We start from the raw sequence: 23964 nt of genomic DNA on the forward strand, positions 1-23964 counted from the left end.
GATGATGACCGGACGTGCGGCTCGGAGCAACGCCGCGCTCCGGGCTTGAATGGCCGCCTTACTCCGGCGCAGCCAGTATCAGTCTCGCCTCGTTGCCGTCCCGGCTTCGCGCGATTGCTTGGCTCTGCGCGTTCCTGGGCGTGAGCCGCCCGTCCAACTGCGCGCCCTGTTCGATGGTCAGGGCATCGTAAGTGATATCGCCCCGTACGCGGGCGGATTGCAGGATGACGACTTCCCGTGCGCTCACGGATCCCTCGATGCGTCCGGCGATGCGCACCTTCTCTGCCGTGATCGCACCCACCACCTCGCTGCCCTCGCTCTGGACGAGAGTGGTGCAGCCAATGTCGCCGTGCACGCGCCCTTCCAGGTGAAGGTCTGCAGTCGCGTTGATATTGCCGGTGATGGCGGTGTCACTGCCGAGAAGGGAGAACGTCGCCCCGTTGATGGGGCGGTGGCTACCGATAGGTTTAGGCATGGGGATGATCTTCTTGAGCATGGCGGGCGGCCTCCAAGAAGGTCCGCGGGTTAACAGGCTTATCGTTCAGGCGAACCTCGAAGTGAAGGTGCGGGCCGGTCGAACGCCCGCTGCTGCCCATGGCGCCGATGCGGGCGCCCGTATCGACCTTTTGACCCATGCGCGTGCCAAAACCCGACAAGTGCGCATAGCGAGTCATCAGGCCGTTGCCGTGGCTGATCTCGATGCAGTTCCCGTAGCCCTGCTTTTCACCGACGAAAGTGACAGTACCCTGGGCCGCGGCATAGATGGGCGAACCCATTGGTCCCGGGAAGTCGAGTCCCGCATGGAAGGCAGCACTGCCGTTGAAGGGGTCGCTGCGGTAGCCGAAGCTGGAGGACACATAGGCAACGTGGGCAGGCTGCACTTGCGGCACGCTGGCGAGACCGGACACGAGGGCATCCATGCGAGCCAGACTGGTACCGAGACGGCGGAACCGCGGATCGAGCGAACCGTCTTTCGACGTGGCGAGCCGCAGAAGTGGACCACCCTCGGCGGTCCCGGAGCGGGCAGAAGCCAGCACGATCTCCGGGTTGAGACCCAGATTGCGCATCGCTTCCTCAGCCCTGGCAGCCCGACGATCTGCATAACGCGTCAGCCGCTCTACCAAGGCGAGCTGGTCTGCTTCCAGACGCGCAAGCACGCTCGCCTCCGGAATAGCGGCACTGATCTTGCTGAAGGCCTCCCTGCTGCTGCCCGTGGCTGCCCGCTCCTGCCCGATCTCCTCGGCGGGAGCATCCAGGTGGGCTTCGACGAGGCGCTGGATGAAGTCCTGACGACGCGCAAGGTCAGACGCGAGAGACGTCATTTCCGAGCGGTAGGTCTTCACCTGCTTCTGCGTGCTCGCGATTTTGGCTTCGCGTTCAAGCAGCCGATAATGCTGACGGCCATCGGACAACTGCGATAAGGCCATACTCGCCATCACTACCAGCCAGGCGCCGAGCATGAGGATCAAGGCCAAGGCGCCTAGAGCCTGCACTCGCGTTGAAACTTTGATAAATCGGACCTGCCCCTGCGACCGCATGAAAAACTCGCGGTCAGGAAAGATGGCCCGCAGGCGCGCTGTGAGCGCACGAGCGGCTACAGTTTTCAAGTCGACCCCGCGTGTTAGCATTCTTTTGTCGAGCCGCGCCCTACCGACGGGATCACCGTTTGGCGAATCCACCCGACCCGCTGCGTTGCGGAATCTCGTCCAATCGACCTCAGTGCGGGTTAAGTGGAGGAGAAAGCCGGGAACCCTTCGGAATGTCTCCTCGGTGTGACGTTCGCGGGGGTCACTTCACCGCACACGCCTCGGTGACACCGCCTCTGGGTAGTGTTAGGCGAGGTCCATGAACATGGAGAGCCCCGTTACGGAGTCGCCCCAGGTGCTGGTCACCCGGTTGGCTGAGGCAGCCCGCGCGGCGCAACGCGTTGTTGCGCTTATGTCGGATGCGCAGAAGGCGCAGGCGTTGAAAGCCGCAGCCAGCACATTGCGGGACGACGAGACGGCAATCCTCGCGGCGAACAAACGTGATCTCGAAGCGGGCGAGGCGAAAGGGCTTTCCGGCGCGATGCTGGACCGGTTGAGGCTCGACGGTGCCCGGATTGCCGCAATTGCAGATGCGATTGATCAGGTCGCCGTACTGGCAGACCCCGTCGGCGAGGTGATCGACCGTTGTGAGAGGCCGAACGGTCTCGTGCTCTCACGCGTGAGGATTCCCATCGGCGTCATCGGGATCATCTACGAAAGTCGCCCCAACGTCACCGCTGACGCCGCCGCCTTGTGCTTGCGTTCGGGCAATGCGGTGCTGCTGCGCGGAGGTAGCGAGGCGCTTCATTCCAATCGCGCGATCCACGCTGCGATGGTGCGGGGGTTGGAAAGCGCCGGCGTGCCAGCAGCGACTATCCAACTTGTGCCGACGCAGGATCGCGAGGTCGTAGGCGCGATGCTGACGGCGGCCGGACTGATCGACATGATCGTGCCGCGCGGCGGCAAGAGTCTTGTCGCACGCGTCCAGGCGGATGCGCGGGTACCCGTACTCGCTCACCTCGACGGGATCTGCCACACCTATGTGCATCCGTCTGCCGACCCGGGCATGGCGCGCGCGATCGCAAACAACGCCAAGATGCGACGTACGGGCATTTGCGGCGCGATGGAGACTCTGCTGCTCGACGTGCAGTTTTCAGACTCCGTGGCGCTTGTCGGTGAGCTGCTTGACGCTGGCTGCGAGTTGCGCGGGGATGCGAGAGCGCGCGCGCTCGATCCGCGTATCGTTGCGGCAAGCGAGGAAGACTGGGACACCGAGTACCTGGACGCGATTCTCTCGGTGGCGGTTGTCGACGGTCTCGATACGGCCATCGCGCATATCGCGGCGCACTCTTCGCATCACACCGATGCGATCGTTACCGGCGAGGATCCCGCCGCGGAGCGGTTCCTTGCGGAAGTCGATAGCGCCATCGTGATGGTGAATGCTTCCAGCCAGTTTGCCGACGGCGGAGAATTCGGCCTGGGCGCAGAGATCGGTATTGCCACCGGTCGCCTTCATGCGCGTGGACCGGTCGCGCTCGAAGGCCTCACGACTTACAAGTGGCAGGTGCGCGGGACCGGACAGACCCGGCCCTGAACGCGGCGAGTGCTATCTTCTGAAACATAGAGGTATCCCTACCGGCCTGCTCGGCGGCAGTTTCAATCCGGCGCACGGTGGGCACCGACGCATCTCGCTGATGGCGGCAGAGGCGCTTGGCCTTGCTGAAGTCTGGTGGCTGGTCTCACCCGGTAACCCGTTGAAGCCTAGAGAGGGAATGGCTCCCCTGGCCGCGCGCTTTGCCTCGGCGCGGGAGCGGGCGCGCCGCGCTCCGATTCGCGTCACTGCGATCGAGCGCGAGTTCGGCACGACTTACACGCATCAAACACTGCTGCGATTGGTTCGGCGCTATCCCAAACGGCGCTTCGTCTGGCTCATGGGAGCCGACAATCTCGCCCAGTTCCACCGCTGGCGCGACTGGCAGAGCATCGCGCGCCTGATGCCGATTGCGGTTATCGCGCGTCCGGGCTATGATGGGGCTGCCCTCGCGAGCCCCGCGATGGCCTGGTTGGGCCGGTACCGGAAGCCTCCCGCCAGCTTGAGACTCCGGGAAACGTGGAGCGCCCCGGCGCTGGTGACCTTGCGTTTCGATCCTGACCCTCGTTCGGCTACGGCGCTTCGTCGCGCCAATCCGAACTGGACCGACAGTTTGTCGGGCAGGAGCCTGCGCGATCAGGTCACTTATCACTCTATCCCCGGAGAGGCCGCGTGAGCGGACGGGTTGCCCAAAGCCCACGCGACCCCCACTTCATAGTTCATGCGTACCGCAAACGTCATCCGGAACGGCCGAGACTTGTTCGGTTGCGGTAGCGCGCCACCACAGAGAGGAGCTGACTACCCCTAAAATGCCACAGGCACACCTACAGCCGGTCCGTACCGGCACCGCGACCCCGGTCATGACCGGAACGGACGATCCGCTTCTTGCCATCGTCCTGCAATCGCTAGACGACGACCAGGCCCAGGACGTCGTCACCATCGACCTCGAGGGCAAATCGAGCATTGCCGATCACATGGTGATCGCCTCCGGCCGATCCAGCCGGCAGGTGGCTGCGATCGCGCAGAAGCTCGCCGAGCGCCTGAAGCACGCAGGTCATGGCAATCCGCGGATCGAAGGGCTTCCCGCTGCCGACTGGGTACTGGTCGATGCAGGCGGCGTGGTCGTTCATCTGTTTCGTCCCGAAGTGCGCACCTTCTACAATCTGGAGCGCATGTGGGGCTTTGGCGAGGGTAACGCCGGCGCGGCTTGATGCGCGCCTGAGGCGAAGCCGGGCGCTAGCTGGCGCCCGGCCGTGAAGGGGGAATTGCGCGACCGCGCAAGCGACGCGCTGCAGCCATGCTTTTGCACATCATTGCCAGGGGAAAGATCGCTCGCTCGCCCGAGGCGGAGCTGGTGGATCGCTATGCCAAGCGGCTGACCTGGCCTTTTCGCCATACCGAGTTGCCCGACACCGGAGGCCGCGTACCGCCTCCCGCCCACACCCCGTGCCGGCAAGTCCTGCTGGACGAGCGCGGCCGTCTGATGTCGTCGGAGGATTTCGCCACGTTGCTCGGGCGTTGGCGCGATGGAGGAGTTCGGGAAACACGGTTCCTGATCGGTGCCGCCGATGGGCATGGCGACGAGGCCCGTACGAACGCGGACTTGCTGCTCGGATTTGGCGCGATGACTTGGCCGCACTTGCTGGTTCGCGCCATGCTGGCCGAGCAACTCTGGCGCGCCACCAGCATTCTGGCCGGCCACCCATATCACCGCTCCGGATGATCCGCCGCTTTGCCTTTACGCTCGGGGCGGGTGGTGCTGCGCTGACGGCTGTGTTCGCCACAGCCGGTGCGCAAGATGTGCCGATGGCGTTCGAAAGGGATGCTGGCCTGACCCGTCGTGAAATAGCGGCTGCTTTGGCGACTGGTGCGGCGGCGCGAAAGCGCGCCGAGAAGCTGGAAGCGGAAGCCCGGGCAGTGACTCAGCAAGCCGACCGCACCGCGCGCGAGGCGGCGGCGTTGGCCGCGCGGGTGCAGGAAACCGAAGCAGCGATCGCGGCGCAGGAAGCGCAGGTGAGGCTTATTACCGCCGCGCGCGAGGAGCTGCGCGCACGCATGGCGGAGCGGCAGGCGCCGCTTGCGCGCCTCACCGCTTCGCTCCAGCGCTTGTCGCGGCGCCCACCGGTACTGGCGCTGCTGCGACCCGGATCGGTTCAGGACCTCGTCTACATGCGCGCCATGTTCGACACGATGCTGCCTGAGGTGGAGCGCCGGACGGCTGCGCTACGCGCGGAGCTTGCAAGGGCAAGAGCTCTGGAGCAGTCCGCACGTACCGCCGCGGCCCGGCTCCGAGCGACCGAGGGGCAACTTAGCGGAAAGCGGCGTCAGCTGGCAGCCATCGAAGCCCGCCAGCGCCTTGCCAGTCGAGAGGCGAGCGGCATCGCCAGCCGCGAGGCTGATCGCGCATTGGCATTGGCCGAGCATGCGCAGGACCTGGGAGAGCTGGTCGAGGAGATCGGTCGGCAAGGTGAACTGCGCAGCGTGCTGGCGCAGCTTCCCGGGCCGCTGATGCGTCCGGCTCGTCCTGAGGACTCGCGAGTGGTAGAGGCGGAGCACTTTATCGCTCCACCAAAGGGTCTGCCGACCTGGATACTTCCCTTGAATGGACGCCTGCTTACCGGATTTGGAGAGCAAGTTCCCGGTCAGGTCCGCTCGCGAGGGCTGGTTCTTGCTCCGCGGGCGAACGCGCAGGCTGTGGCGCCAGCACCGGGCCGGATAGCTTATGCCGGCCGTTACCGCGGCTATAGTCAGATCGTCATCATCGAGCATTCAGGTGGCTGGGCTTCGGTCGTCACCGGCCTCGCGCGTCTGAACGTCAGAGTGGGTGAGCAAGTCGTGGCGGGCTCGCCGCTCGGCACTGCGGGGCCCGCATCACCCCAAATAGGGGTCGAGCTTCGCCGCGATGGAGAGCCTGTTAATCCCCTGCAATATTTGCGTACGCTATAAGCATCTTTCAGCGTCGACGGTGGGCCACTGGCCATAGCGGGCGTTGAGCACTAGATTGGGAATCGCCCACGGTGGGGTCTGCCCAAGCCCCCGGAAGAAGAGAAGGCCTTCTCGCCTTGATGAAATTCGCACCTCTCCTGCGCGCGTCGATGCTTGTGAGCGCCATCGCCCTCTTGCCCGCGGCTACAGCCGGCCTTGCTGCCGTGGACGCGCGCAGTGGCCCCGAGTTCGGTAAGCTCCTTGCGATTTACCAGCTCGTGAAGGAAAACTACGTCGACCAAGTGGACGACAGCAAGCTCCTCAAGGGCGCGATCGACGGCATGCTCGCCAGCCTCGATCCGCATTCCACCTATCTCGACGGTGCATCGCTGCAGCGCATCGAGACGATGATCGACGGCAACTACACCGGTCTTGGCCTCTCGGTCGTCCAGGAGGACGGTGCGGTGAAGGTGGTCTCCCCATTCAAGGGAAGCCCGGCGGAGAAGGCGGGCATCAAGGCTGGTGACTTCATCACGCACCTGGATGGCGTACTCTACTTCGAACGCGATCTCGACGAGGCGGTCGCCAAGATGCGCGGTGCCCAGGGTACTCCGATTCGGCTGACCATTTTCCGTCAGGGTCGGGACAAGCCTTTCGACGTGACAGTAACTCGCGGTGTGATCGAGCTGGAGCCCGTCACGCACGAACTGCGTGGGGACGTGGGGGTCGTGTCGGTTAACGAATTCTCGCGCAATGTCGGCAGGAACGTGAACAGCGCAATTGCCGACCTCAAGCAGCAGGCGGCGAAAACCCCGGCGGGCAAGCTGGCCGGCGTCGTGCTAGACTTGCGCTCGAACCCAGGAGGGTCGCTGGACGAAGCGGTGGCCTTGTCAGACCTGTTCCTGGACAAGGGTGACATTGTTTCGCAGAGGGGCCGTGTTGCCGGTGAGAACCAGTTCTACCGCGCGGAAACAGTCTACAAGGGTGATGTCATCAAAGGCATGCCGATGATCGTGCTGATCGACGCCGGGAGCGCCTCTGCTTCAGAGATCGTCGCCGGTGCTTTGCAGGACCAGCACCGTGCGGTCATCATGGGTGAGCGCAGCTTCGGCAAGGGCAGCGTGCAGTCGCTGATCGGGCTCGACCGGAATAGCGCGGTCAAGCTCACGACTGCTCGCTACTTCACCCCGTCGGGCCACTCGGTGCAGGAAGGCGGCATCGATCCTGATATTCGGGTGCCGCAGCTTTCCGATCCTGACGCGAAGGCACGTGCCGAGCGGGCGGTGCGCGAATCCGACTTGCGGGGGCACCTGATCAACGAGGCCGCGCTGGATGACAAGGAACTGGAGACCGACAAGCAGGCGGACCCGCGCTTCTCGCTTACCGCGGAGGAGCTCAAGAAAAAGGGCGTCGAGGACTTCCAGTTGCACTATGCGATCCAGACGCTGGATCGAGCCAGTGGCCGCCCAGCGCTCGCACGCAAGAACTGATCGTTCGTGCTGGGGGTGAACAGCGAGCCCTTACGCGCCGCGCGCCTGCTGGCGCTGCTGGCGCCAGCAGGCTTGCTCGCCGGGGCTTACCTCGGCCAGTACGCCTTTGGGCTGTTCCCTTGCGAAATGTGCTGGTGGCAGCGCTACCCGCATTTTGCTGCGATGGCATTGGCGCTGCTAGCATTCTTACTGCCGCCGCGCGTCCCGGTGGCGCTTGCCGGGATCGCGGTCGCCTTGTCTGGCGCTATCGGCGGTTTCCATGCGGGGGTTGAGTATGGCTGGTGGGAAGGTGTGACGGCTTGCACTGCTGGCACTTTCGCTAACGGGGGTGATCCCTTGGCGGCTATTCTGGCCGCGCCTGTTGTCCGCTGCGATGTTGCGCCCTGGTCGCTCTTCGGGATCTCTTTGGCCGGCTGGAACTTTCTTTTCTCACTCGCCGCGGCTTTGGCGATCTTCATTCTACTTGGGCGCGGCAGGAGCAGGACATGACGGTAGCAGGCAAGCCGAACGATCTCTCCGAGCGCATGCTCCGCGTCGACCAGGCAGGCGAATACGGCGCGACCCGGATCTATGCCGGACAGATCGCCGTCATGGGCAACCGCGCCCCTGTCTCAGCCGAGATCGCGGGTATGGCGATGCAGGAAGCGGCGCACCGCGAGGTCTTCGACGCGATGCTGGTGGAGCGGGGAGTGCGGCCCACTGCACTTCAACCGGTCTGGTCGGCGGCGGGGTTTGCGCTTGGGGCCGCAACGGCGCTGCTTGGGCCTGAGGCAGCGATGGCCTGCACAGCCGCTGTCGAGACCGAGATCGAGCGGCACTACACCAAGCAGATCGAAGACCTAGGCGATGACGATCCGGAGCTGGCCGCCCACATCCGGACTTTTCGTGATGACGAGCGTGCGCACTACGACGCTGCCATAGCAGGCGGTGCAGAGAGGGCCCCGGCTTACCCGTTGCTTTCCGGTGCTGTCCGTATGGGCTGTAGGCTCGCCATCCGCCTGTCCGAGCGGATCTAACGCGGTCGAGGCGGGAACCAAACCCTCGCCCTTCAGCTATCATTCAAGGATGGCGGCCCCTATACCGCGAACGGGGTGCCTGTGCCTCGCCCCGACTGGAGCTTGACTTATGTTGCGCATTCTCACCGCCGCCGTTCTCCCGGCCGTCGCCCTTGGAGCGGCTTTTTCCACGTCTGCCCTAGCGCAGGGCGAAGCAGCGGTCGGCAACGAGAGGGTCAATCAGGTCATCGTCTATGGCGACGACGAGTGCCCGGTCTCCTCGGGAGACGAGATCACCGTCTGCGCGCGCAAGCCGGAAGCAGAGCGGTATCGGATACCCGAGCCGCTCCGTGGGATCGACCGGCCGCAGGCTGACGCATGGACCAACCGCGTCACTGCCTATGAGACCGTAGGCCGCCAAGGCATCATGAGCTGTTCGCCAGTTGGCGCGGGCGGGTTCACCGGCTGCACGCAGCAACTCCTCCGGCAAGCTGCCGCAGAGCGTGAGAACGGCACCGACGTGCGCTTCAGCGAACTGATCCAGGCGGAACGTGAGCGGCGGCTTAGCACGATCGACGAGAACGCAGCCGAAGTGCAAGCTCGTGTCGAGGAGGAAGAACGCGCTTATGAGGCGCGGCAGCGGGCGCAGGAAGCTGCCGCCGCCAGCACTTCACCGCAGGTAGCAGCACCTCAAGGCCAGTAAACGGCCCGGAGGTGCCCTGAGGCGCATCAACCGCGGCCGATTTTCAGGAACCGCTCCTCTCGCTGGGCGATCAGCTGGTCAGTCCGGCGGTTGGCCAGCGCATCCAGTTCCTCGTCGATGGCGCTGGCTAGCGTCTGTGCGGCAGCATTCGGATCGCGATGTGCGCCGCCCAGAGGCTCCGGCACGATCCGGTCGATCACTCCCAGTACCAGCAGATCCTGAGCCGTAACCTTCATCGCCTCTGCCGCATCTGGCGCCTTTTCGGGTGTACGCCATAGGATCGAAGACGCGCCTTCGGGTGAGATGACGGAGTAGACCGCGTGCTCCAACATCAGCACCCGCTCGGCACTCGCAAGCGCCACCGCACCGCCCGAGCCGCCTTCGCCGACGATCGCGGCTACCATCGGGACTTGCAAGGCGAGGCAGGCTTCAGTGCTACGGGCGATGGCTTCGGATTGGCCGCGTTCCTCCGCCTCCACGCCCGGAAAGGCACCGGCGGTGTCGACCAGCGTCACCACGGGCAGGCCGAACTTGCTCGCCATTTCCATCAGGCGGATTGCCTTGCGATAGCCTTCGGGCTTGCCCATTCCGAAGTTGTGCTTCAGCCGGCTCGCGGTGTCGTTGCCCTTTTCATGACCGATCAGCATGACCTTGCGGCCGTTAAGCCTGGCAGGACCGCCGAGGATAGCCTGATCCTCACCGAACCGCCGGTCACCGCCGAGCGGCATGAAATCCTCGAACATCAGACGAACGTAGTCGAGGAAATGCGGCCGCTGCGGATGGCGTGCGACTTGGGTCTTCTGCCAGGGTGACAGCTTCGCGTAAGTGCTCTTCAGCAACGCGCCGCTCTTCTTCTCCAGCCGATCGATATCTGCCGTAAGGTCAAGCTGGCCGGTCTCCGCCGTAGCTCGCAGATCGGCGATCCGGGCCTCGAGCTCGGCGATGGGCTTCTCGAAACCGAGGAACGAGATCATGAGCCTGCGCGCCTTGCCAGCCAGTCTTCGAGCCATTTTATGGTGTAGTCGCCCAAGGCAAAATCAGGTTCGTCCATCAGCGCCTGGTGAAGCGGGATCGAGGTCTTCACGCCATCGATGACCATTTCCTCCAGCGCACGCTTGAGCCGCATGATGCAACCTTCGCGGGTGCGGCCCGAGACGATCAGCTTGGCGATCATCGAATCATAGTAAGGCGGCACGCGATAACCTGCGTAGAGCCCCGAATCGACGCGCACGTTGAGGCCACCGGCGGCATGGTAATGCTCGACGAGTCCGGGCGAGGGCGCGAAGGTCCAGGAATCCTCGGCATTGATGCGGCACTCTATGGCGTGGCCGCGAAACTCCACATCTTCCTGTCTGACCGAGAGCGGATGACCTTCGGCCACACGAATCTGTTCGCGAACGAGATCCATGCCGGTGATCGCCTCGGTGACGGGGTGCTCCACCTGAAGCCGGGTGTTCATCTCGATGAAGTAGAACGCGCCTGCTTCCCATAGGAACTCGATCGTCCCGGCGCCGCGATAGGCCATGTCTGCCATGGCACGGGCGACGATGCCGCCCATACGCTCCCGCTCCTCGGCAGTGATGACGGGCGAAGGAGCCTCCTCAAGGACCTTCTGGTGTCGACGCTGGAGAGAGCAGTCACGCTCCCCCAGATGGATTGCTTGGCCTTTGCCGTCGCCAAAGATCTGGAACTCGATGTGGCGCGGATTGCCGAGGTACTTTTCCATGTAGACCGTCGCATCGCCGAAGGCCGCTTTAGCCTCCGAACGGGCTTGGCCCATCTGGCTTTCGAGTTCGCCGGCGTGTTGCACCACCTTCATGCCGCGTCCGCCGCCACCGGAAGCCGCCTTGATAAGAACGGGATAGCCGATCTTTTCAGCCAGCGCCTTGGCTTCCGCGACGTCCTCGACCGCGCCGTCTGAGCCCGGCACCAACGGCAGCCCGAGCGCGCCGGCAGTGCGTTTCGCTTCCACCTTGTCGCCCATCGTGCGGATGTGCTCAGGCTTGGGGCCCACCCAGATCAGGCCATGTGCCTCGACAATCTCGGCGAACTGCGCATTCTCCGATAGGAAGCCATAGCCGGGGTGGATCGCATCGGCGCGTGTGATCTCGGCCGCAGCGATGATCGCGGCCACATTGAGGTAGCTGTCCCTCGCCGCAGGAGGCCCAATGCACACGGCGTGGTCGGCCAAGCGGACGTGCATCGCATCTGCATCGGCGGTCGAGTGCACCGCGACCGTCTCGATACCCATCTCGCGCGTGGCGCGGTGGATGCGCAACGCAATCTCACCACGGTTGGCGATCAGCAGGCGTTTGATCGGCATGATGTCAGGCAATCACGACAAGCGGCTGGTCATACTCAACAGGCTGGCCGTTCTCGACCAGTATGGCCCGGACAGTGCCGGACTTGGGCGCGGTAATCTGATTCATCACCTTCATGGCTTCGACGATCAGCAGCACGTCGCCCGCCTTCACGCTCTGCCCGACGTTGACGAAGTTGGCAGCACCCGGCTCCGCCGCGAGGTAGACCGTGCCGACCATCGGCGATTTCACCGCATCAACCGGTGCCGTCTCTGGAGCGGAGCTCGCTGCCGGTGCCGCTTCAGTCGTGAGAGCAGGTGGAGCCATTGGCGTGGGAGCAACGGTCGCCACCACCGGCGCGGCCTGGCGGACGACGCGGATCTTGCGTTCGCCATCCTCCACCTCAATCTCGGTAAGGCCGGTTGCGGCCAACAGCTCGGCCAGTTCGCGCACGAGGGCGCTGTCGATCTTCACGCTACGTCCTTTCGAGTCAGATAATTTAGCAGGCGCGCGAGAGTCGCCTTCAGTTCGGCGCGCGGCACGACTTGGTCGACCATACCGTGTTCATGCAGGTATTCGGCCCGCTGGAAGCCCTCGGGCAGCTTCTCGCGAATGGTATCGCGGATCACCCGCTGGCCGGCAAAGCCGATCAAAGCGCCGGGTTCAGCAAGGTGGACATCGCCGAGCATTGCGTAGCTGGCCGTAACGCCGCCGGTTGTTGGATCGGTCAGCACGACGATGTAAGGCAATCCGGCACGCGACAACCGCCGCAAGGCAACTGTCGTCTTGGGCATCTGCATCAGTGAGAGGATGCCCTCCTGCATCCGTGCGCCACCCGCTGCCGTGAACATGACGAGCGCACATTTCCGCTCGATCGCATGCTCTGCGGCGCGCACGAAGGCTTCGCCCACGGCCATACCCATCGAGCCGCCCATGAATGCGAAATCCTGAACAGCGAGCACGACGGGCTCGCCGTCGATCGCGCCCTCGGCCGCAGCGAGAGCGTCGGGGTGCGGATTGGAGGCGCGGGCAGCCTTCAAGCGATCGGAATACTTCTTGCTGTCGCGAAAGTTCAGTGGGTTCTCGGGCACGCTGACCGGAGGCAGCAATGTAAAGCCAGGGTCGAGGAGTTGCCCGAAGCGCGCGTTCGCTCCGATGCGGCCGTGGTGACCGCAACGCGGGCAGACCGAAAGGTTTTCTTCCCAGGCGCGCGTGAAAACCATTTCCTGGCAACGAGGGCATTTGGTCCACAAGTTATCGGGCGTGTCCCGCTTTCCGAGCGTCGCCAGTGAATTGCGTACCTTGGTAATCCAGCTCATCGGTCTGCCATCGTCGGGGGCTCGCATCAGGACGGGCCCTGATGCTTGCGGGCGGTCCCCATAGGACTATCGCCCGTGCGATGTAAATGGTGTCCATCGCCAAGCACCTTCCCCAGATACGAGCGAGTTCGCCCATTCTCAGCCTTCGCCGGAACAATCGCTGGGCACATGCGTCCGGTGGATTATGATCGAGCAAAATTCTGACGGGGGCATGTCCCGTTTTGTCCGCCGAACCGCCGTGGCGTTGCTCCTCGTCGGTATTGCTCTGCTGATCTATGCCCTGGCGGACGTGGCGCTGCTGATATTCGGGGCTGCCCTGGTGGCCGTGATCCTGCGGGCACTCGCCGCCCCTCTCCGGCGCTACCTGCATTTGCCGCAGACTGCGGCGGTATTGGTTGCGCTGCTGCTTATAGTGGGGGTTTTTGCCGCAGCAGGAACGCTGTTCGGCATGCAGATGCGGGCCGAATTCTCGGGGCTGGCGGAGCGCCTGCCGGAAGCATGGAAGCAAGTGCAGGCCCGCATTGCCGCTATGCCCTTCGGTGATGAAATCCTCGCAGGACTGAATGGCTTTCAACCCGACGCGAGTGCGATGGCGTCGCGAGTTGCCGCCTTCCTCACCACGCTCGTCGGAGTGATCAGCAACTTCATCTTGGTCTTGTTTGCAGGTGTCTATCTTGCGCTCTCTCCGGGGCTTTACCGGGAAGGCGTGGTCAAGCTGTTTCCGAAAGCACGCGCGGAAGAGGTGGCGTCCGCGACGGGCAACTCCGGGCGCGCGTTACGCTTGTGGCTGCTGGGCCAACTTGTATCTATGACGGTGGTCGGCATCCTCACCGCGGGAGGGCTCTGGCTTGCCGGAGTGCCATCTGCGCTCGCGCTGGGGCTTATCGCCGGACTGGCCGAATTCGTTCCGCTGGTGGGACCGGTGGCTGCAGCGATTCCCGGCATCATGGTCGCGCTCACTCAGGATACGTCGACCGCACTTTGGGCTCTTGCCGTCTATGTCGTGGTTCAGCAGGTAGAGGGCAACATCCTCACGCCGATGGTCGCCAAAAAGGCGGTGTCCGTGCCGCCCGCGCTTACGCTTGTCGGTGTCTTTGCGCTTGGCGCGCTATTTGGCCCACTCGGCGTTCTGTTCTCGGCCCCACTGGTGGTGCTCATCTTCGTGCTCGTGAAGCAGCTCTATGTGCGTGATGCGCTTGGGCATGACACCGTCGTGCCTGGTGAAGATAAGTAGGCGATCCGGGGCTGAAGCGCTGCGGACCCGCTGGAGCTGACCTGATTTCACATGCGAAAAGGGCCCGCGGTTTCCCGCGAGCCCTTCCATCGTAACCGTCGTTACGAAACTTAGCGCTTCGAGAACTGGAAGCTGCGGCGAGCCTTGGCCCGGCCGTACTTCTTACGCTCGACGACACGCGGGTCGCGCGTGAGGAAGCCAGCAGCCTTGACGGTGCTGCGCAGCGTCGGCTCAAACTTGCTGAGTGCCTGGGCGATGCCGTGCTTCACGGCGCCGGCCTGACCCGAAAGGCCGCCACCCTTTACGGTGGCGACGACGTCGTACTGATCGACGCGATCGGTGATCTGGAAGGTCTGCGCGATGACCAGACGCAGAGTCGGACGCGCGAAGTAAACTTCCTGGTCACGGCCGTTGACGGTGATCTTGCCGCTGCCGGGCTTGAGCCACACGCGGGCAACGGCGTCCTTGCGGCGGCCGGTTGCGTAGGCGCGGCCCTGGGCGTCGATTTCCTGCTCACGGATCGGTGCGGCCGGGCCGGTGCGGATCACGGGTGCCTGGACCTGCTCGCCTTCTTCGGCGATCGGCGCGTTGGCGGTGAGGTCCTTGAGGTCGGACAGGCTCTGGACGGTATCGGTGTCGGACATTTACGCGCCCACCTTGTTCTTGCGGTTCATGGAAGCAACGTCGAGCGGCTGGGGCTGAGTGCCCGCATGCGGGTGCTCGGAGCCGCCGTAGACATGCAGCGCGCGCATCTGGTCGCGACCCAGCGGACCACGCGGGACCATACGCTCAACGGCCTTTTCCAGAACACGCTCGGGGAAGCGGCCGGCGAGGACCTTGTCCGCGGTCACTTCCTTGATGCCGCCGGCGTAGCCGGTGTGCTTGTAATAGGTCTGCTGCTTCAGCTTGTTGCCGGTGAAGCGCACCTTCTCCGCGTTGATGACGACGACGTGATCGCCGCAATCGACGTGGGGGGTGTAGCTCGGCTTGTGCTTACCGCGCAGCAGGTCGGCGATGATCACCGCGAGGCGGCCAACAACCAGACCTTCGGCATCGATCAGATGCCAGTTCTTCTCCACCTCGGCCGGTTTGATCGACCGGGTGACCTTCGTGAGCGCCTTCATGGCTGGTCTTTCCCTTGTTTCAGTTCGCGTCGCGACCTCGCCAAGACGAGTCTCACCGCAGCGCGAGAAGGCGGCCCAATCCTTCAGATCGCGCGCAAAGTCAAGCTGAGCGCGGATTTCCCAGGAGGTAAAATAATACCTCCGAGCGCAAGCGGGCGCCTAGTCGCCGATACCTGCCAGCCACGCGAGAGTGCCTGGAGCGCCAGTCTCGCAATGCCACGCCACGATCGCCGGCTCCTCATAGGGGTGCAGTTCGGAGAGACGGGAGACCGCGCGCGCCAGGCGAGCGGCATTGGTCTTGAGAAGGGCGCCAGTTTCCGTGGCACTGTCCTTCTGGCCATTCCAGACGAACCGGCTTTGCATTCCGGGGAGCACGTTGCCGCAGGCGATCAGCGCTTCGTCCAACAAGGTGTCGATCACGGCGAGGGCAGCATCGGCATCCGGAAAGGGGCACCAGATCAGCGCGGGCGTCCGCGCCCCTGTCACCCGCGCCGACCCAGCGCGTGAGCGCCCCATACGGCCGCACACAGGGTGAGAGCGCCAACGAACTGGTGCGCCACTGCGATCCACAAGTTCACGCCGGACCAAACAGTGAAGATGCCGAGAATGATCTGCGTGCCGAATGCGGCGTGGATCGCGACGGAGACAATGCGATTACGCCGCCGCACCTTGCGCGCCATGACGATGAGAACGAGCACTACCGCCCAAGCCCACCAGCGATGGAGGAAATGGACGAGGTAAGGATCGCTCACCAAAGCGTGCCAGGCACCCTGGGACCAGTCCACGCCGTCAGGATAGAGGCGACCCTGCATCAGCGGCCAGGCATCCCAATTCCACCAGCCCGCGCCGGCGACATAGCCCGCGCGCAATCCAGCGAGCAGAGCGCCATAGAAAAGCTGAAGCGTGAGAACGATAAGCGTCACCGTGCCGAGCCCGGTCAACCGCGCGCGCGGCGCGCCGCGTTTGAGCGCGCGTAGATCGAGAGCGGTCCACACCAGTCCGCCCAACGTCGCGAATGCCGTAAGTAAGTGCGCTGCCAGCCGGAAGTGACTCACCTTCACGTCGTTGACGATGCCGGAGGAGACCATCCACCAGCCGATCGCGCCCTGCAGTCCGCCGAGCGCGAGCAGCGCAAGTAGGCGCGGCTTGTAACCTAGCGGGATCGTCCCGCGCATCCAGAACCACGCGAGCGGCAACGCGAACGCAAGGCCGATGACCCTGGCGATCAGGCGATGCACCCACTCCCAGAAGTAGATGAACTTGTAAGTCGCGAGAGTCATGCCCGCCGGACCATTGATCTGGGTATACTGAGGCGTCTGCTTGTAGGCAGCGAATTCAGCCTGCCACTGCGCGTCGGAGAGCGGCGGGATCGCCCCGGTGACGGGCTTCCACTCGACGATGGACACGCCGGACTCGGTGAGCCGGGTCACGCCACCAACGACGACGATTGCCAGCACCAGCAGGGCTACGAAAAGCAGCCAGCGCATCATGGGGAGGATATCGTCAGTGGTGCCAATGATCGGGCGACCGTCAGGAACTCTCATGGCGCACGTCACTGCTCTTTCATTTTATGATGTGCAAGGGGCGCCTGAGTACAAGGAGCGCCTCTAGTATGGGGCCGCTGCTCGGAACCGTTTCGCAACAAGTGGGTTGTAGAATGATACAACGTCACATATGTGAGGCCCCATGCGGCAGGCGCTACTATCGATTCGACACAGGATGGACGGCTTCGGCGTCTTGCTTTCGGGCTTGTGCGCCGTCCACTGCGTCCTTGGCGCCATGCTCGTGGGCATCATGGGATTGGGTGGCCAGTTCCTGCTAGCGCCTGAGATTCACCGGATCGGATTGGCACTGGCCGTCGTCGTGGGCTTTGTCTCCATCGGGCTTGGCGTTTTGCGCCACGGAAGGCTGGAGCCGCTCGTGCTCGGCGTCGTGGGTCTTTCGCTCATGGCTGCAGGACTTATGGTCGAGCACGGCCTGCCCGAGGCGGTGCTGACGATCCTGGGTGTCGCTCTGGTGGCGCTGGCGCACATCCGGAACTTGCACAAGCTGGCTTGAGCGTTATCTCGCGCAGGCATGACCGTTCAACTGCAGCTTACCGTCAACGGCGAACCCCGGCGCATCGCGCCTGGTGCCAGCATCGCCGACCTTGTTTCCAGCCTTGAGCTTGATCCGAAGAAAGTCGCGGTGGAGCACAACGGCGTGATCGTGCCGCGCTCTACGCTAGCGGAGGCGACGCTAGCAGATGGAGACACGCTGGAGATCGTTCACTTCGTGGGCGGCGGCGATGCGTCTGCCGCGGCTGAGGATACGTGGACGGTGGCGGGGCGCACGTTTCGCTCGCGGCTGATCGTCGGTACCGGGAAGTACAAGGATTTCGCTCAGAACGCCGCTGCGGTAGAGGCGAGCGGGGCAGAAATCGTCACCGTTGCCGTGCGTCGCGTCAACGTGTCCGACCCCAAAGCCCCGATGCTGACGGACTTTATCGATCCCAAGCAGATCACTTACCTGCCCAACACCGCCGGCTGCTTTAACGCCGACGACGCCATTCGCACGTTACGCCTGGCGCGCGAAGCGGGTGGCTGGGATCTGGTCAAGCTGGAGGTTCTGGGCGAGGCGCGCACGCTTTACCCGAACATGCGTGAAACGCTGAAGGCGACCGAGGTTCTCGCCTCGGAAGGCTTCCTGCCGATGGTCTACTGCGTCGATGATCCGATTGCGGCCAAGCAGCTAGAGGGTGCGGGTGCCGTGGCGGTGATGCCGCTGGGTGCACCGATCGGGTCGGGCCTTGGCATTCAGAACCGGGTCACGATTCGCCTCATCGTGGAGGGGGCCAAGGTGCCAGTGCTTGTGGACGCAGGTGTCGGCACGGCGTCGGATGCCGCCGTGGCGATGGAACTGGGATGCGACGGCGTCTTGATGAACACCGCCATCGCAGAGGCCGGTGACCCGATTCGCATGGCGCGGGCTATGCGGCTCGCGGTCGAGGCCGGGCGCGAAGCTTACCGCGCTGGTCGCATGGCGACCCGCAAGTATGCAGATCCGTCCAGCCCACTGGCTGGACTGATCTAAGCCGCAGGACGCTGTATCGCCGTCCTCAGGCAATCAGCGAACCTGGCTGGCCCTGTCCTCATCACGGCGGATATCTTCACGCACGTGCTTGGCGCTCTCTTGCGAAACCCGGTCAAGGGCGCGACCCCGCTTGCGGTATTGGAGTGTGGCATAAACGAGTGCCAGTCCAAGGATGATGGGGCCGCCGATAACGACGAATGCCCAAAGCCATTCCATTTCTCGTCTCCGTTTGTCGGATTCAGTCTGTCTTTAAGAGAAATCGGTGGCGCACGCATTCGTTCCGCACGGAACCCACTGGTAGCGCTGGCAGCAGGAAAATCGAGTGCGGATCGCAACATCACGGATACGTGGTTAAGAGCTTCGTAAGGCTATCATGATGAATTGCAGCTCAGATGAAGGGTTGAAACACGCCCTTCTTTCCGAGCGAGGGCATGAGCATGAGCGACGCGGGCATCGTAAGCCTTACGATCAGTGAACTGAAGGAGTTCGCTGGGTTCTCTTCGTCCGAGCAGCGTTACATCAAGCGTAGCCTCGATATCGGGCTGGGCCGCCGCGATGCCCTCAAGCTGTGGGCGCGCGGCTCTGATGAAGTCACCTCCATTCAGCGGCAATACGCCGTCTATGACGACCTCCGCGATCTACGCACGTCTCAGCCGGATAGCAGCGGCTTCGAGGGAGTGGGCGAGTATTTCGGAAAGCTGGTCGGGATGACTGCCTTCGATTTGTCTGAAGAGCGGCTCGAGAGCTTTTCCGCCTACCGGTTTCTTTATGAGCGCCTGCTTGGCGCTAGCGTCCGGCCCTGGCTTCCGGCAGCCTTTTGTGGAGCGGCGGCGCTTCCCCAGATCCATCCTGATCGACGCAAGCTGCTGCTGCGCTCGATCAGCGAAGCGGCCGCCACTGCCTCGGGCTGGTCCGAACGTGAGCCGCGTTTCTATCCTGAGTGGGTGGAGAAGGAAGCGGCCTGAAAGAGCTGGCAAGACGGTAGGTCTTGCCAGCGTCACATTCAGGCTTGATGACTGCCGGTGACAAGGGGAGTCTATCGCTCCTCGATCCGGGAGCCTTTTCATGATCCGATCCGCCTTAGCCCTGTGCGCGGCTTTGCTGGCGTCCGTTTCAGGCGCGGCTACGGCGCGTGATATCGTTTTGACAAACGATGATGGGCTGACCAGCAACGTGGTGGCGCTTTATCGTGCGCTGAAGGCCGCCGGTCATGATGTGATCGTCTCCGTTCCGTGCCAGGATCAGAGCGGAATGGGCGCGGCGATTCGGATCGGCCGGCCGTTGGGCCCGCTCACCGAAGATTGCCGCAATGGGGCAGCCAAGGCTGGTGCTCCCGGCGCAGGCCCCATGACACGTGAAGGGCTTGCAACGGATTTCTTCTACGTTGACGGTACGCCGGTTATGGCCCTGCTCTATGGGCTGGATGTCGCTGCGGCCAAGCGCTGGGGGCACGCGCCGGACCTTGTGCTCTCTGGTCCGAACGAAGGGCAGAACCTGGGAGCGATCATCATCAGTTCCGGAACTGTGGGCAATGTCCAGACAGCAGCCCTGCGCGGCATCCCGGCGATCGCACTGAGTGCCGGATCGAACACCGCGGGATCGCCAGCCGCGCCGCTGGCGAATCCCGCGTCCTCGCAAGTGGCAGCGCGAACGGTGGAACTCCTGAACGCGCTTGGCACAAGCGAGGGAGCACCTTTGCTCCCAGCCGGGATCGCGCTCAACGTGAACTTCCCCAGTCAACTGGAAGGCGCGAACTGGCGTCGGACGAAAGTTGGGAACTGGAATGCTTACCGCTTGCGCTTTGTCGAGAGCATGGCCGACGATGCGCCGCCACTGATGCAGACGATGGCGGAGCACCGCGGCGTCGCGCTGCCGGATTTGCCTGGCGTCGCCATCGCCATGAACGAGTCCGCGCCGGCTCCTTCAGAGCAGAATGACGAGTCGGCGGCGAATGCGAAGGACATCACCGTGAGCGCGCTTCAGGCCGGCTATGGCGCTGGAGGAAGCGGCGAGTGGCTTGACGCCCGGCTGCAATCGCTGGCGGCACCGCAGAGACGCTGACGCGCGAGCTTTAGCCGCCGTAGAGCGCGCCAAGGCGCTCGCCGTAGCGCTCCTTGATCTTATGGCGCCGGATCTTGAGGCTAGGAGTCATCTCCTCGTTCTCGATGGAGAACGGCTCGTCCGCGAACGCAAAGCGGCGGACCTTCTCGATGACCGACAAGTCCGTGTTTACGCGGTCGACCGCGGCCCGCACGGCTGCATGGAAAGCGGAGTTTTGCTGCAAGGCAGTCATTTCCGCCGAGACGCCCTGCGCCTGAGCCCAGCCTTCGGCCCACTCGCGATCGGGTACGACAAGGCCGATGATGTAGGGGCGCCTGTCACCCACAACCATGGCTTGGCCGATCTCAGGCTGGAGCGTCAGCATCGATTCGACCTTCTGGGGCGAGACATTGTCGCCTTTGTCGTTGACGATCATGTCCTTCTTGCGATCGGTGATGCGGATGCGGCCTTTGGCATCGAATGCGCCGATGTCGCCGGTGTGCAACCAACCATCCTCAAGCACTGCCTCGGATGCGGCAGGGTTGTCCCAGTACCCCTGCATGACAAGCTCGCCGTGCACCAGGATCTCGCCATCGTCGGCAATTCGCACGGTGACGCCGGGAAGCGGGGGGCCGACTGTCTCCATGGCGACCCCGGCACCCGGCCGATTGCAGCTGATGACCGGCCCGGCCTCGGTCTGCCCGTAGCCTTGCAGAAGCGTGATGCCGATCGCCTGAAAGAAGTCGCCGATCTCCGGGTTCAGCGGGGCGCCACCGGAAACCAGCGCCTTGAGGCGACCGCCGAACTTGGCGCGGATTTTCGGCCGCAAGGTGGGTGTGAGCAGCAGATCGAGCGCTGCGTCCTTGGGTGATCGGCGTCCCGAGGCGCGTCGGCTGGCCAGCCCTACGGCTTGCCCCATGAGCCAGTTCGCAGCGCCGCCCTGCTTCTGGGCTTGCTTGACGATGCGCGTGCGCAGGACTTCAAACAGGCGAGGCACCACCACCATCATGGTGGGCTTGGTCTCCTCGATGTTGGCGGCCAGCTTCTCCAGGCTCTCTGCGTAGTAGATCTGCCCGCCGAGCCCGATCGGCACGTGTTGTCCGGCGGTATGCTCGTAAGCATGGCTGAGCGGGAGAAACGACAGGAATGCCTCGTCCTTGTCCCACCCGAAATCCTCTGCGATCACGGTGACAGTGCCGGCGACATTCGTCAGGATCATGCCGTGGTGCTGGCGCACTCCGCGCGGAGCGCCGCCGGTCCCACTGGTGTAGATGATGCAGGCCAGATCCGTGCGCGTGATCCCCGCAATACGCGCGTCCACGGCAGCCCGCGCGGTCGGCGCGTCGCCTTGGGTGAGGGTGCGCCAATCGTGGACCTGGAAGCTGCCTTGCCCAATCCGTAGCGGTTCCATTGCGATCACGTGATCGCAGCAGTCGCTTCTGACAACCGCTGGGAGGAGCGCATTGGCGAGTTTCGGGTTCGAGACAATCGCCGCGCGCGCACCGGAGTTTTGCAACACATGCAAGTGATCGCGCACCGTGTTGGTAGTATAGGCAGGCACGGTGACGCAGCCGGCCGCCATGATTGCCATATCGGCGATGCACCACTCCGGTCGATTTTCCGAGACGATAGCCACGCGGTCACCCGGCTGCAGCCCAATCGCGCGCAAATGTTCGGCAAGGAGGCAGACCTGGCGCGCCGTCTCCTGCCAACTGATCGCGACCCATTGCTCGCCCGGTTTGGTCCACAGGAAGGGCTTGCTACCGAGCGCGTCGGCGCGCTGCAGGAACAAGGAAACGAGGTTGGGCGCCTCGGCAAAGTCGCTTAGCTGCATGGTGACAACCCCTGACATCCTTCCCAATGCTACGGGTTATACCCGATCGCTGTCCTACTGCGCCACCGCGCGCCCTTCACTGCGCGGATCGGCAGCGCCAGCCAGGCGCCCGTTGACCACCGCGATAGCGTTCGTCTTCAGCGGTAGTTCCGCCGTGCGGACCTTGTGGCCCAAGTTTTCCAACGCAGGAACCATGGCTTCCAGGCGAGAGCCCTTCTCAACGATGACGGTATCCTGCGGCGAGAACAGCACCGGTAGCGCGAGCGCCTCCTGGATCGGCAGTTTCCAGTCGAGAAATCCGATCAGCGCGCGGGCGACCTGCACCGGTATCGTTGCACCTCCGGCTGCGCCAACGGCGACGAGAAGCTTGCCATCCGGCCCGAAGACCAGCGTTGGTGCCATCGAACTGCGAGGGCGCTTTCCGCCCTCGACGCGATTGGCGACAAGGCGGCCGTTTTGTTCCGGCACCGCGCTGAAGTCGGTTAGTTCGTTGTTGAGGTAGAACCCGCCAACGAACAGCCCGGAGCCGAACGCGCTCTCGATAGTGGAGGTATAGCTGACTGCGTTGCCCTTCCTGTCGACCGCTACGAAGTGCGAGGTGCCATGCTCGGGATAGTGCTGCCCAGTCGCAAAACTCAGCCTGTCCCCGCCAGGTGGATCACCGGCGGTCACAGTAGGCAGTGTCTGGCCGGGAGAGATCGCCTTGCCTCGCTCCAGCAGATACGCGTGGTTCGTCAGCCCAGCGAGCGGTACCGGGACGAAGTCAGGATCGGCAAGGTATAGCTCCCGGTCCGCATAAGCCAGGCGCTGCGCTTCCGCGAAGAGGTGCCATGCGACCGGCGATTCGGGGCCGAGAGCAGCAAGATCGAAGTTCTCCAGCGCCACGAGAATGCCCAGCACGGTGGTTTCGCCCGACGAGGGCGGGCCCATCCCGCAGATCGTGTAGACGCGGTAAGTGCCGCAAGGCGCGGACCGTTGCTTGGCTTCGTAGCTGGTTACATCGGCGAGGGTCATCTTGCCGGCCTCAGCCGGCGTTTCTGCGGCCACGTGTTCCGCGAGTGTCTGTGCAAGAGGGCCGGTGTAGAACGCCTGCGGACCCTGCTGAGCCAGCGCCTCCAGCGTTGCTGCCAGAGCCGGGTTGCGGATCAGCGTGCCGGCCGGGTGCGGCTGGCCATCGGCGCCATAGTAAAGCGCGCGAGCGGCTGAATCGTGCGCGCCGCTGTCCGGCGAGCGCGCCAGCATGGACCGGCCTCGCTCGCTGAGCGTGTAGCCTCCGCGAGCGAGGCGAATGGCAGGCTGGAAAAGCTCCGCCCAAGCCAGCTTGCCGTCTCGCGCATGTGCCTTAGCCGCCAGCGCCACATTTCCGGGTACGCCGACTGAGAGGCCGCTGACCACTGCCTCGCGGCGCAGGAGAGGCTTGCCGTCCGCGTCGAGGAAGCGTTGCGGTGTGGCGGCGGCGGGCGCAGTTTCCCGTCCGTCGATCGTGTAGAGGTGCCCCGCCGCATCGGAGTGTACGTAGAATCCGCCTCCGCCGATGCCTGAACTTTGCGGCTCGACCACGGTGAGGGCCAGCATCGTGGCGATCGCCGCGTCAGTGGCACTGCCGCCCCGGCGGAGCATTTCCGCCCCGGCCTCTGCCGCGCGGGGATCGGCAGCGCTGACCATGCCTTTATCGTAAACATCGTTTTCCCGCGCGGCTGCGGTTGGGGACGGGCCCACGGGAGGAGCCGTCGCGCAGGCGGGGAGAACGAGAGCGCTTGCGAGTGCAAGCAGATGAGCGGGGAAGATTTTCAAGGCCATTGCAGCCGGAC

Annotated in this window: 27 protein-coding genes; 14 read left to right on the plus strand and 13 right to left on the minus strand. The window is 64.0% G+C overall.

Features of this window, described 5'->3' with window-relative positions:
* Window positions 1-58: 58 nt before the first annotated feature.
* Together ABVV53_RS01130 and ABVV53_RS01135 are read right to left on the minus strand one after the other, a co-directional pair.
* Window positions 59-475, minus strand: a complete 417-nt coding sequence (locus ABVV53_RS01130; RefSeq protein ID WP_353982481.1) for a bactofilin family protein — start codon at window positions 473-475, stop codon at window positions 59-61.
* Entirely contained in the window at window positions 468-1538 is a 1071-nt protein-coding gene (locus tag ABVV53_RS01135; RefSeq protein ID WP_419956730.1) for a M23 family metallopeptidase, read from the minus strand. The genes ABVV53_RS01130 and ABVV53_RS01135 overlap by 8 nt, the downstream gene beginning before the upstream one ends.
* A gap of 307 nt (window positions 1539-1845) precedes the next feature.
* Here ABVV53_RS01135 and ABVV53_RS01140 point away from each other — a divergent pair, with 307 nt between their 5' ends.
* From ABVV53_RS01140 to ABVV53_RS01180, 9 genes are all read left to right on the plus strand, one after another.
* A complete protein-coding gene (locus ABVV53_RS01140; RefSeq protein WP_353982482.1) occupies window positions 1846-3120 on the plus strand; it encodes a glutamate-5-semialdehyde dehydrogenase in 1275 nt (424 codons plus the stop codon).
* Window positions 3121-3139: 19 nt separating this feature from the next.
* Window positions 3140-3793: a nicotinate-nucleotide adenylyltransferase gene (locus ABVV53_RS01145; protein ID WP_419956731.1), complete on the plus strand. Its 654-nt coding sequence runs from the start codon at window positions 3140-3142 to the stop codon at window positions 3791-3793.
* A gap of 133 nt (window positions 3794-3926) precedes the next feature.
* Window positions 3927-4328 carry a ribosome silencing factor gene (gene rsfS / locus ABVV53_RS01150; RefSeq protein ID WP_419956726.1) on the plus strand — a complete coding sequence of 134 codons (402 nt, stop codon included), beginning with the start codon at window positions 3927-3929 and terminating at the stop codon, window positions 4326-4328.
* 86 nt (window positions 4329-4414) lie between these two features.
* Window positions 4415-4840, plus strand: coding sequence for a 23S rRNA (pseudouridine(1915)-N(3))-methyltransferase RlmH (locus ABVV53_RS01155; RefSeq protein WP_353982483.1), 426 nt, complete (start codon window positions 4415-4417; stop codon window positions 4838-4840).
* A complete protein-coding gene (locus ABVV53_RS01160; RefSeq protein ID WP_353982484.1) occupies window positions 4837-6063 on the plus strand; it encodes a murein hydrolase activator EnvC family protein in 1227 nt (408 codons plus the stop codon). Before ABVV53_RS01155 ends, ABVV53_RS01160 begins: the two co-directional genes overlap by 4 nt.
* A gap of 119 nt (window positions 6064-6182) precedes the next feature.
* Window positions 6183-7532: a S41 family peptidase gene (locus ABVV53_RS01165; RefSeq protein WP_353982485.1), complete on the plus strand. Its 1350-nt coding sequence runs from the start codon at window positions 6183-6185 to the stop codon at window positions 7530-7532.
* A gap of 9 nt (window positions 7533-7541) precedes the next feature.
* A complete protein-coding gene (locus ABVV53_RS01170) occupies window positions 7542-8021 on the plus strand; it encodes a disulfide bond formation protein B (RefSeq protein ID WP_353982587.1) in 480 nt (159 codons plus the stop codon).
* Window positions 8018-8548 (plus strand): demethoxyubiquinone hydroxylase family protein, encoded by a 531-nt coding sequence (locus tag ABVV53_RS01175; protein WP_353982486.1) that lies wholly within the window; start codon window positions 8018-8020, stop codon window positions 8546-8548. Before ABVV53_RS01170 ends, ABVV53_RS01175 begins: the two co-directional genes overlap by 4 nt.
* A 109-nt stretch (window positions 8549-8657) precedes the next feature.
* Window positions 8658-9230 (plus strand): hypothetical protein, encoded by a 573-nt coding sequence (locus ABVV53_RS01180; RefSeq protein WP_353982487.1) that lies wholly within the window; start codon window positions 8658-8660, stop codon window positions 9228-9230.
* A 26-nt stretch (window positions 9231-9256) separates the two neighbouring features.
* Here ABVV53_RS01180 and ABVV53_RS01185 read toward each other — a convergent pair whose 3' ends face one another.
* From ABVV53_RS01185 to accD, 4 genes are read right to left on the minus strand one after another with little or no spacing between them, the layout of a single operon-like run.
* Complete coding sequence (locus ABVV53_RS01185; RefSeq protein ID WP_353982488.1) at window positions 9257-10204, minus strand: acetyl-CoA carboxylase carboxyltransferase subunit alpha; 948 nt, start codon at window positions 10202-10204, stop codon at window positions 9257-9259.
* Complete coding sequence (accC, locus tag ABVV53_RS01190) at window positions 10201-11553, minus strand: acetyl-CoA carboxylase biotin carboxylase subunit (RefSeq protein WP_353982489.1); 1353 nt, start codon at window positions 11551-11553, stop codon at window positions 10201-10203. The genes ABVV53_RS01185 and accC overlap by 4 nt, the downstream gene beginning before the upstream one ends.
* A gap of 4 nt (window positions 11554-11557) precedes the next feature.
* A complete protein-coding gene (gene accB / locus ABVV53_RS01195) occupies window positions 11558-12004 on the minus strand; it encodes an acetyl-CoA carboxylase biotin carboxyl carrier protein (protein WP_353982490.1) in 447 nt (148 codons plus the stop codon).
* Window positions 12001-12849, minus strand: coding sequence for an acetyl-CoA carboxylase, carboxyltransferase subunit beta (gene accD / locus ABVV53_RS01200; protein WP_353982491.1), 849 nt, complete (start codon window positions 12847-12849; stop codon window positions 12001-12003). Before accD ends, accB begins: the two co-directional genes overlap by 4 nt.
* Window positions 12850-13060: 211 nt before the next feature.
* On the opposite strand from accD, the gene ABVV53_RS01205 reads away from it, so the two are divergent.
* Window positions 13061-14083: an AI-2E family transporter gene (locus tag ABVV53_RS01205; RefSeq protein ID WP_353982492.1), complete on the plus strand. Its 1023-nt coding sequence runs from the start codon at window positions 13061-13063 to the stop codon at window positions 14081-14083.
* A 110-nt stretch (window positions 14084-14193) separates the two neighbouring features.
* Here the strand turns inward: ABVV53_RS01205 and rpsI are convergent, their stop codons facing one another.
* From rpsI to ABVV53_RS01225, 4 genes are all read right to left on the minus strand, one after another.
* Complete coding sequence (rpsI, locus tag ABVV53_RS01210; protein WP_353982493.1) at window positions 14194-14727, minus strand: 30S ribosomal protein S9; 534 nt, start codon at window positions 14725-14727, stop codon at window positions 14194-14196.
* Window positions 14728-15207, minus strand: a complete 480-nt coding sequence (rplM, locus tag ABVV53_RS01215; RefSeq protein WP_353982494.1) for a 50S ribosomal protein L13 — start codon at window positions 15205-15207, stop codon at window positions 14728-14730.
* A gap of 159 nt (window positions 15208-15366) precedes the next feature.
* Window positions 15367-15693 carry a divalent-cation tolerance protein CutA gene (gene cutA, locus ABVV53_RS01220; protein ID WP_353982495.1) on the minus strand — a complete coding sequence of 109 codons (327 nt, stop codon included), beginning with the start codon at window positions 15691-15693 and terminating at the stop codon, window positions 15367-15369.
* Window positions 15690-16751, minus strand: coding sequence for a COX15/CtaA family protein (locus ABVV53_RS01225; RefSeq protein ID WP_353982496.1), 1062 nt, complete (start codon window positions 16749-16751; stop codon window positions 15690-15692). Before ABVV53_RS01225 ends, cutA begins: the two co-directional genes overlap by 4 nt.
* Before the next feature lie 175 nt (window positions 16752-16926).
* On the opposite strand from ABVV53_RS01225, the gene ABVV53_RS01230 reads away from it, so the two are divergent.
* A complete protein-coding gene (locus ABVV53_RS01230) occupies window positions 16927-17265 on the plus strand; it encodes a MerC domain-containing protein (RefSeq protein WP_419956727.1) in 339 nt (112 codons plus the stop codon).
* Window positions 17266-17283: 18 nt separating this feature from the next.
* Window positions 17284-18279: a sulfur carrier protein ThiS gene (gene thiS, locus ABVV53_RS01235; RefSeq protein WP_353982498.1), complete on the plus strand. Its 996-nt coding sequence runs from the start codon at window positions 17284-17286 to the stop codon at window positions 18277-18279.
* Between the two features lie 33 nt (window positions 18280-18312).
* Here thiS and ABVV53_RS01240 read toward each other — a convergent pair whose 3' ends face one another.
* Complete coding sequence (locus ABVV53_RS01240) at window positions 18313-18495, minus strand: hypothetical protein (protein ID WP_353982499.1); 183 nt, start codon at window positions 18493-18495, stop codon at window positions 18313-18315.
* A 221-nt stretch (window positions 18496-18716) separates the two neighbouring features.
* Here ABVV53_RS01240 and ABVV53_RS01245 point away from each other — a divergent pair, with 221 nt between their 5' ends.
* Window positions 18717-19244, plus strand: coding sequence for a hypothetical protein (locus tag ABVV53_RS01245; protein WP_353982500.1), 528 nt, complete (start codon window positions 18717-18719; stop codon window positions 19242-19244).
* A gap of 100 nt (window positions 19245-19344) precedes the next feature.
* Window positions 19345-20340, plus strand: a complete 996-nt coding sequence (locus ABVV53_RS01250; protein WP_353982501.1) for a 5'/3'-nucleotidase SurE — start codon at window positions 19345-19347, stop codon at window positions 20338-20340.
* Between the two features lie 10 nt (window positions 20341-20350).
* Here the strand turns inward: ABVV53_RS01250 and ABVV53_RS01255 are convergent, their stop codons facing one another.
* Together ABVV53_RS01255 and ggt are read right to left on the minus strand one after the other, a co-directional pair.
* The gene (locus tag ABVV53_RS01255) at window positions 20351-22153 is read right to left on the minus strand and encodes an AMP-dependent synthetase/ligase (RefSeq protein WP_353982502.1); all 1803 of its coding nucleotides are present in this window, start codon (window positions 22151-22153) and stop codon (window positions 20351-20353) included.
* 54 nt (window positions 22154-22207) lie between these two features.
* Window positions 22208-23953, minus strand: a complete 1746-nt coding sequence (ggt, locus tag ABVV53_RS01260) for a gamma-glutamyltransferase (protein ID WP_353982503.1) — start codon at window positions 23951-23953, stop codon at window positions 22208-22210.
* Window positions 23954-23964: the final 11 nt, after the last annotated feature.

This window comes from Novosphingobium kalidii, assembly GCF_040534015.1.
GTDB classification, from domain to species: domain Bacteria; phylum Pseudomonadota; class Alphaproteobacteria; order Sphingomonadales; family Sphingomonadaceae; genus Novosphingobium; species Novosphingobium kalidii.

Excerpts from the sequence above, each read along its gene's own strand:
- ABVV53_RS01130 (WP_353982481.1), bottom strand. The coding sequence starts at position 475 with ATGCCTAAACCTATCGGTAGCCACCGCCCCATCAACGGGGCGACGTTC.
- ABVV53_RS01135 (WP_419956730.1), bottom strand. The coding sequence starts at position 1,538 with ATGCGGTCGCAGGGGCAGGTCCGATTTATCAAAGTTTCAACGCGAGTG.
- ABVV53_RS01140 (WP_353982482.1), top strand. The coding sequence starts at position 1,846 with ATGAACATGGAGAGCCCCGTTACGGAGTCGCCCCAGGTGCTGGTCACC.
- rsfS (WP_419956726.1), top strand. The coding sequence starts at position 3,927 with ATGCCACAGGCACACCTACAGCCGGTCCGTACCGGCACCGCGACCCCG.
- ABVV53_RS01155 (WP_353982483.1), top strand. The coding sequence starts at position 4,415 with ATGCTTTTGCACATCATTGCCAGGGGAAAGATCGCTCGCTCGCCCGAG.
- ABVV53_RS01160 (WP_353982484.1), top strand. The coding sequence starts at position 4,837 with ATGATCCGCCGCTTTGCCTTTACGCTCGGGGCGGGTGGTGCTGCGCTG.
- ABVV53_RS01165 (WP_353982485.1), top strand. The coding sequence starts at position 6,183 with ATGAAATTCGCACCTCTCCTGCGCGCGTCGATGCTTGTGAGCGCCATC.
- ABVV53_RS01175 (WP_353982486.1), top strand. The coding sequence starts at position 8,018 with ATGACGGTAGCAGGCAAGCCGAACGATCTCTCCGAGCGCATGCTCCGC.
- ABVV53_RS01180 (WP_353982487.1), top strand. The coding sequence starts at position 8,658 with ATGTTGCGCATTCTCACCGCCGCCGTTCTCCCGGCCGTCGCCCTTGGA.
- ABVV53_RS01185 (WP_353982488.1), bottom strand. The coding sequence starts at position 10,204 with ATGATCTCGTTCCTCGGTTTCGAGAAGCCCATCGCCGAGCTCGAGGCC.
- accC (WP_353982489.1), bottom strand. The coding sequence starts at position 11,553 with ATGCCGATCAAACGCCTGCTGATCGCCAACCGTGGTGAGATTGCGTTG.
- accD (WP_353982491.1), bottom strand. The coding sequence starts at position 12,849 with ATGAGCTGGATTACCAAGGTACGCAATTCACTGGCGACGCTCGGAAAG.
- ABVV53_RS01205 (WP_353982492.1), top strand. The coding sequence starts at position 13,061 with ATGTCCCGTTTTGTCCGCCGAACCGCCGTGGCGTTGCTCCTCGTCGGT.
- rpsI (WP_353982493.1), bottom strand. The coding sequence starts at position 14,727 with ATGTCCGACACCGATACCGTCCAGAGCCTGTCCGACCTCAAGGACCTC.
- rplM (WP_353982494.1), bottom strand. The coding sequence starts at position 15,207 with ATGAAGGCGCTCACGAAGGTCACCCGGTCGATCAAACCGGCCGAGGTG.
- ABVV53_RS01225 (WP_353982496.1), bottom strand. The coding sequence starts at position 16,751 with ATGAGAGTTCCTGACGGTCGCCCGATCATTGGCACCACTGACGATATC.
- ABVV53_RS01230 (WP_419956727.1), top strand. The coding sequence starts at position 16,927 with ATGGACGGCTTCGGCGTCTTGCTTTCGGGCTTGTGCGCCGTCCACTGC.
- thiS (WP_353982498.1), top strand. The coding sequence starts at position 17,284 with ATGACCGTTCAACTGCAGCTTACCGTCAACGGCGAACCCCGGCGCATC.
- ABVV53_RS01240 (WP_353982499.1), bottom strand. The coding sequence starts at position 18,495 with ATGGAATGGCTTTGGGCATTCGTCGTTATCGGCGGCCCCATCATCCTT.
- ABVV53_RS01245 (WP_353982500.1), top strand. The coding sequence starts at position 18,717 with ATGAGCGACGCGGGCATCGTAAGCCTTACGATCAGTGAACTGAAGGAG.
- ABVV53_RS01250 (WP_353982501.1), top strand. The coding sequence starts at position 19,345 with ATGATCCGATCCGCCTTAGCCCTGTGCGCGGCTTTGCTGGCGTCCGTT.
- ABVV53_RS01255 (WP_353982502.1), bottom strand. The coding sequence starts at position 22,153 with ATGCAGCTAAGCGACTTTGCCGAGGCGCCCAACCTCGTTTCCTTGTTC.
- ggt (WP_353982503.1), bottom strand. The coding sequence starts at position 23,953 with ATGGCCTTGAAAATCTTCCCCGCTCATCTGCTTGCACTCGCAAGCGCT.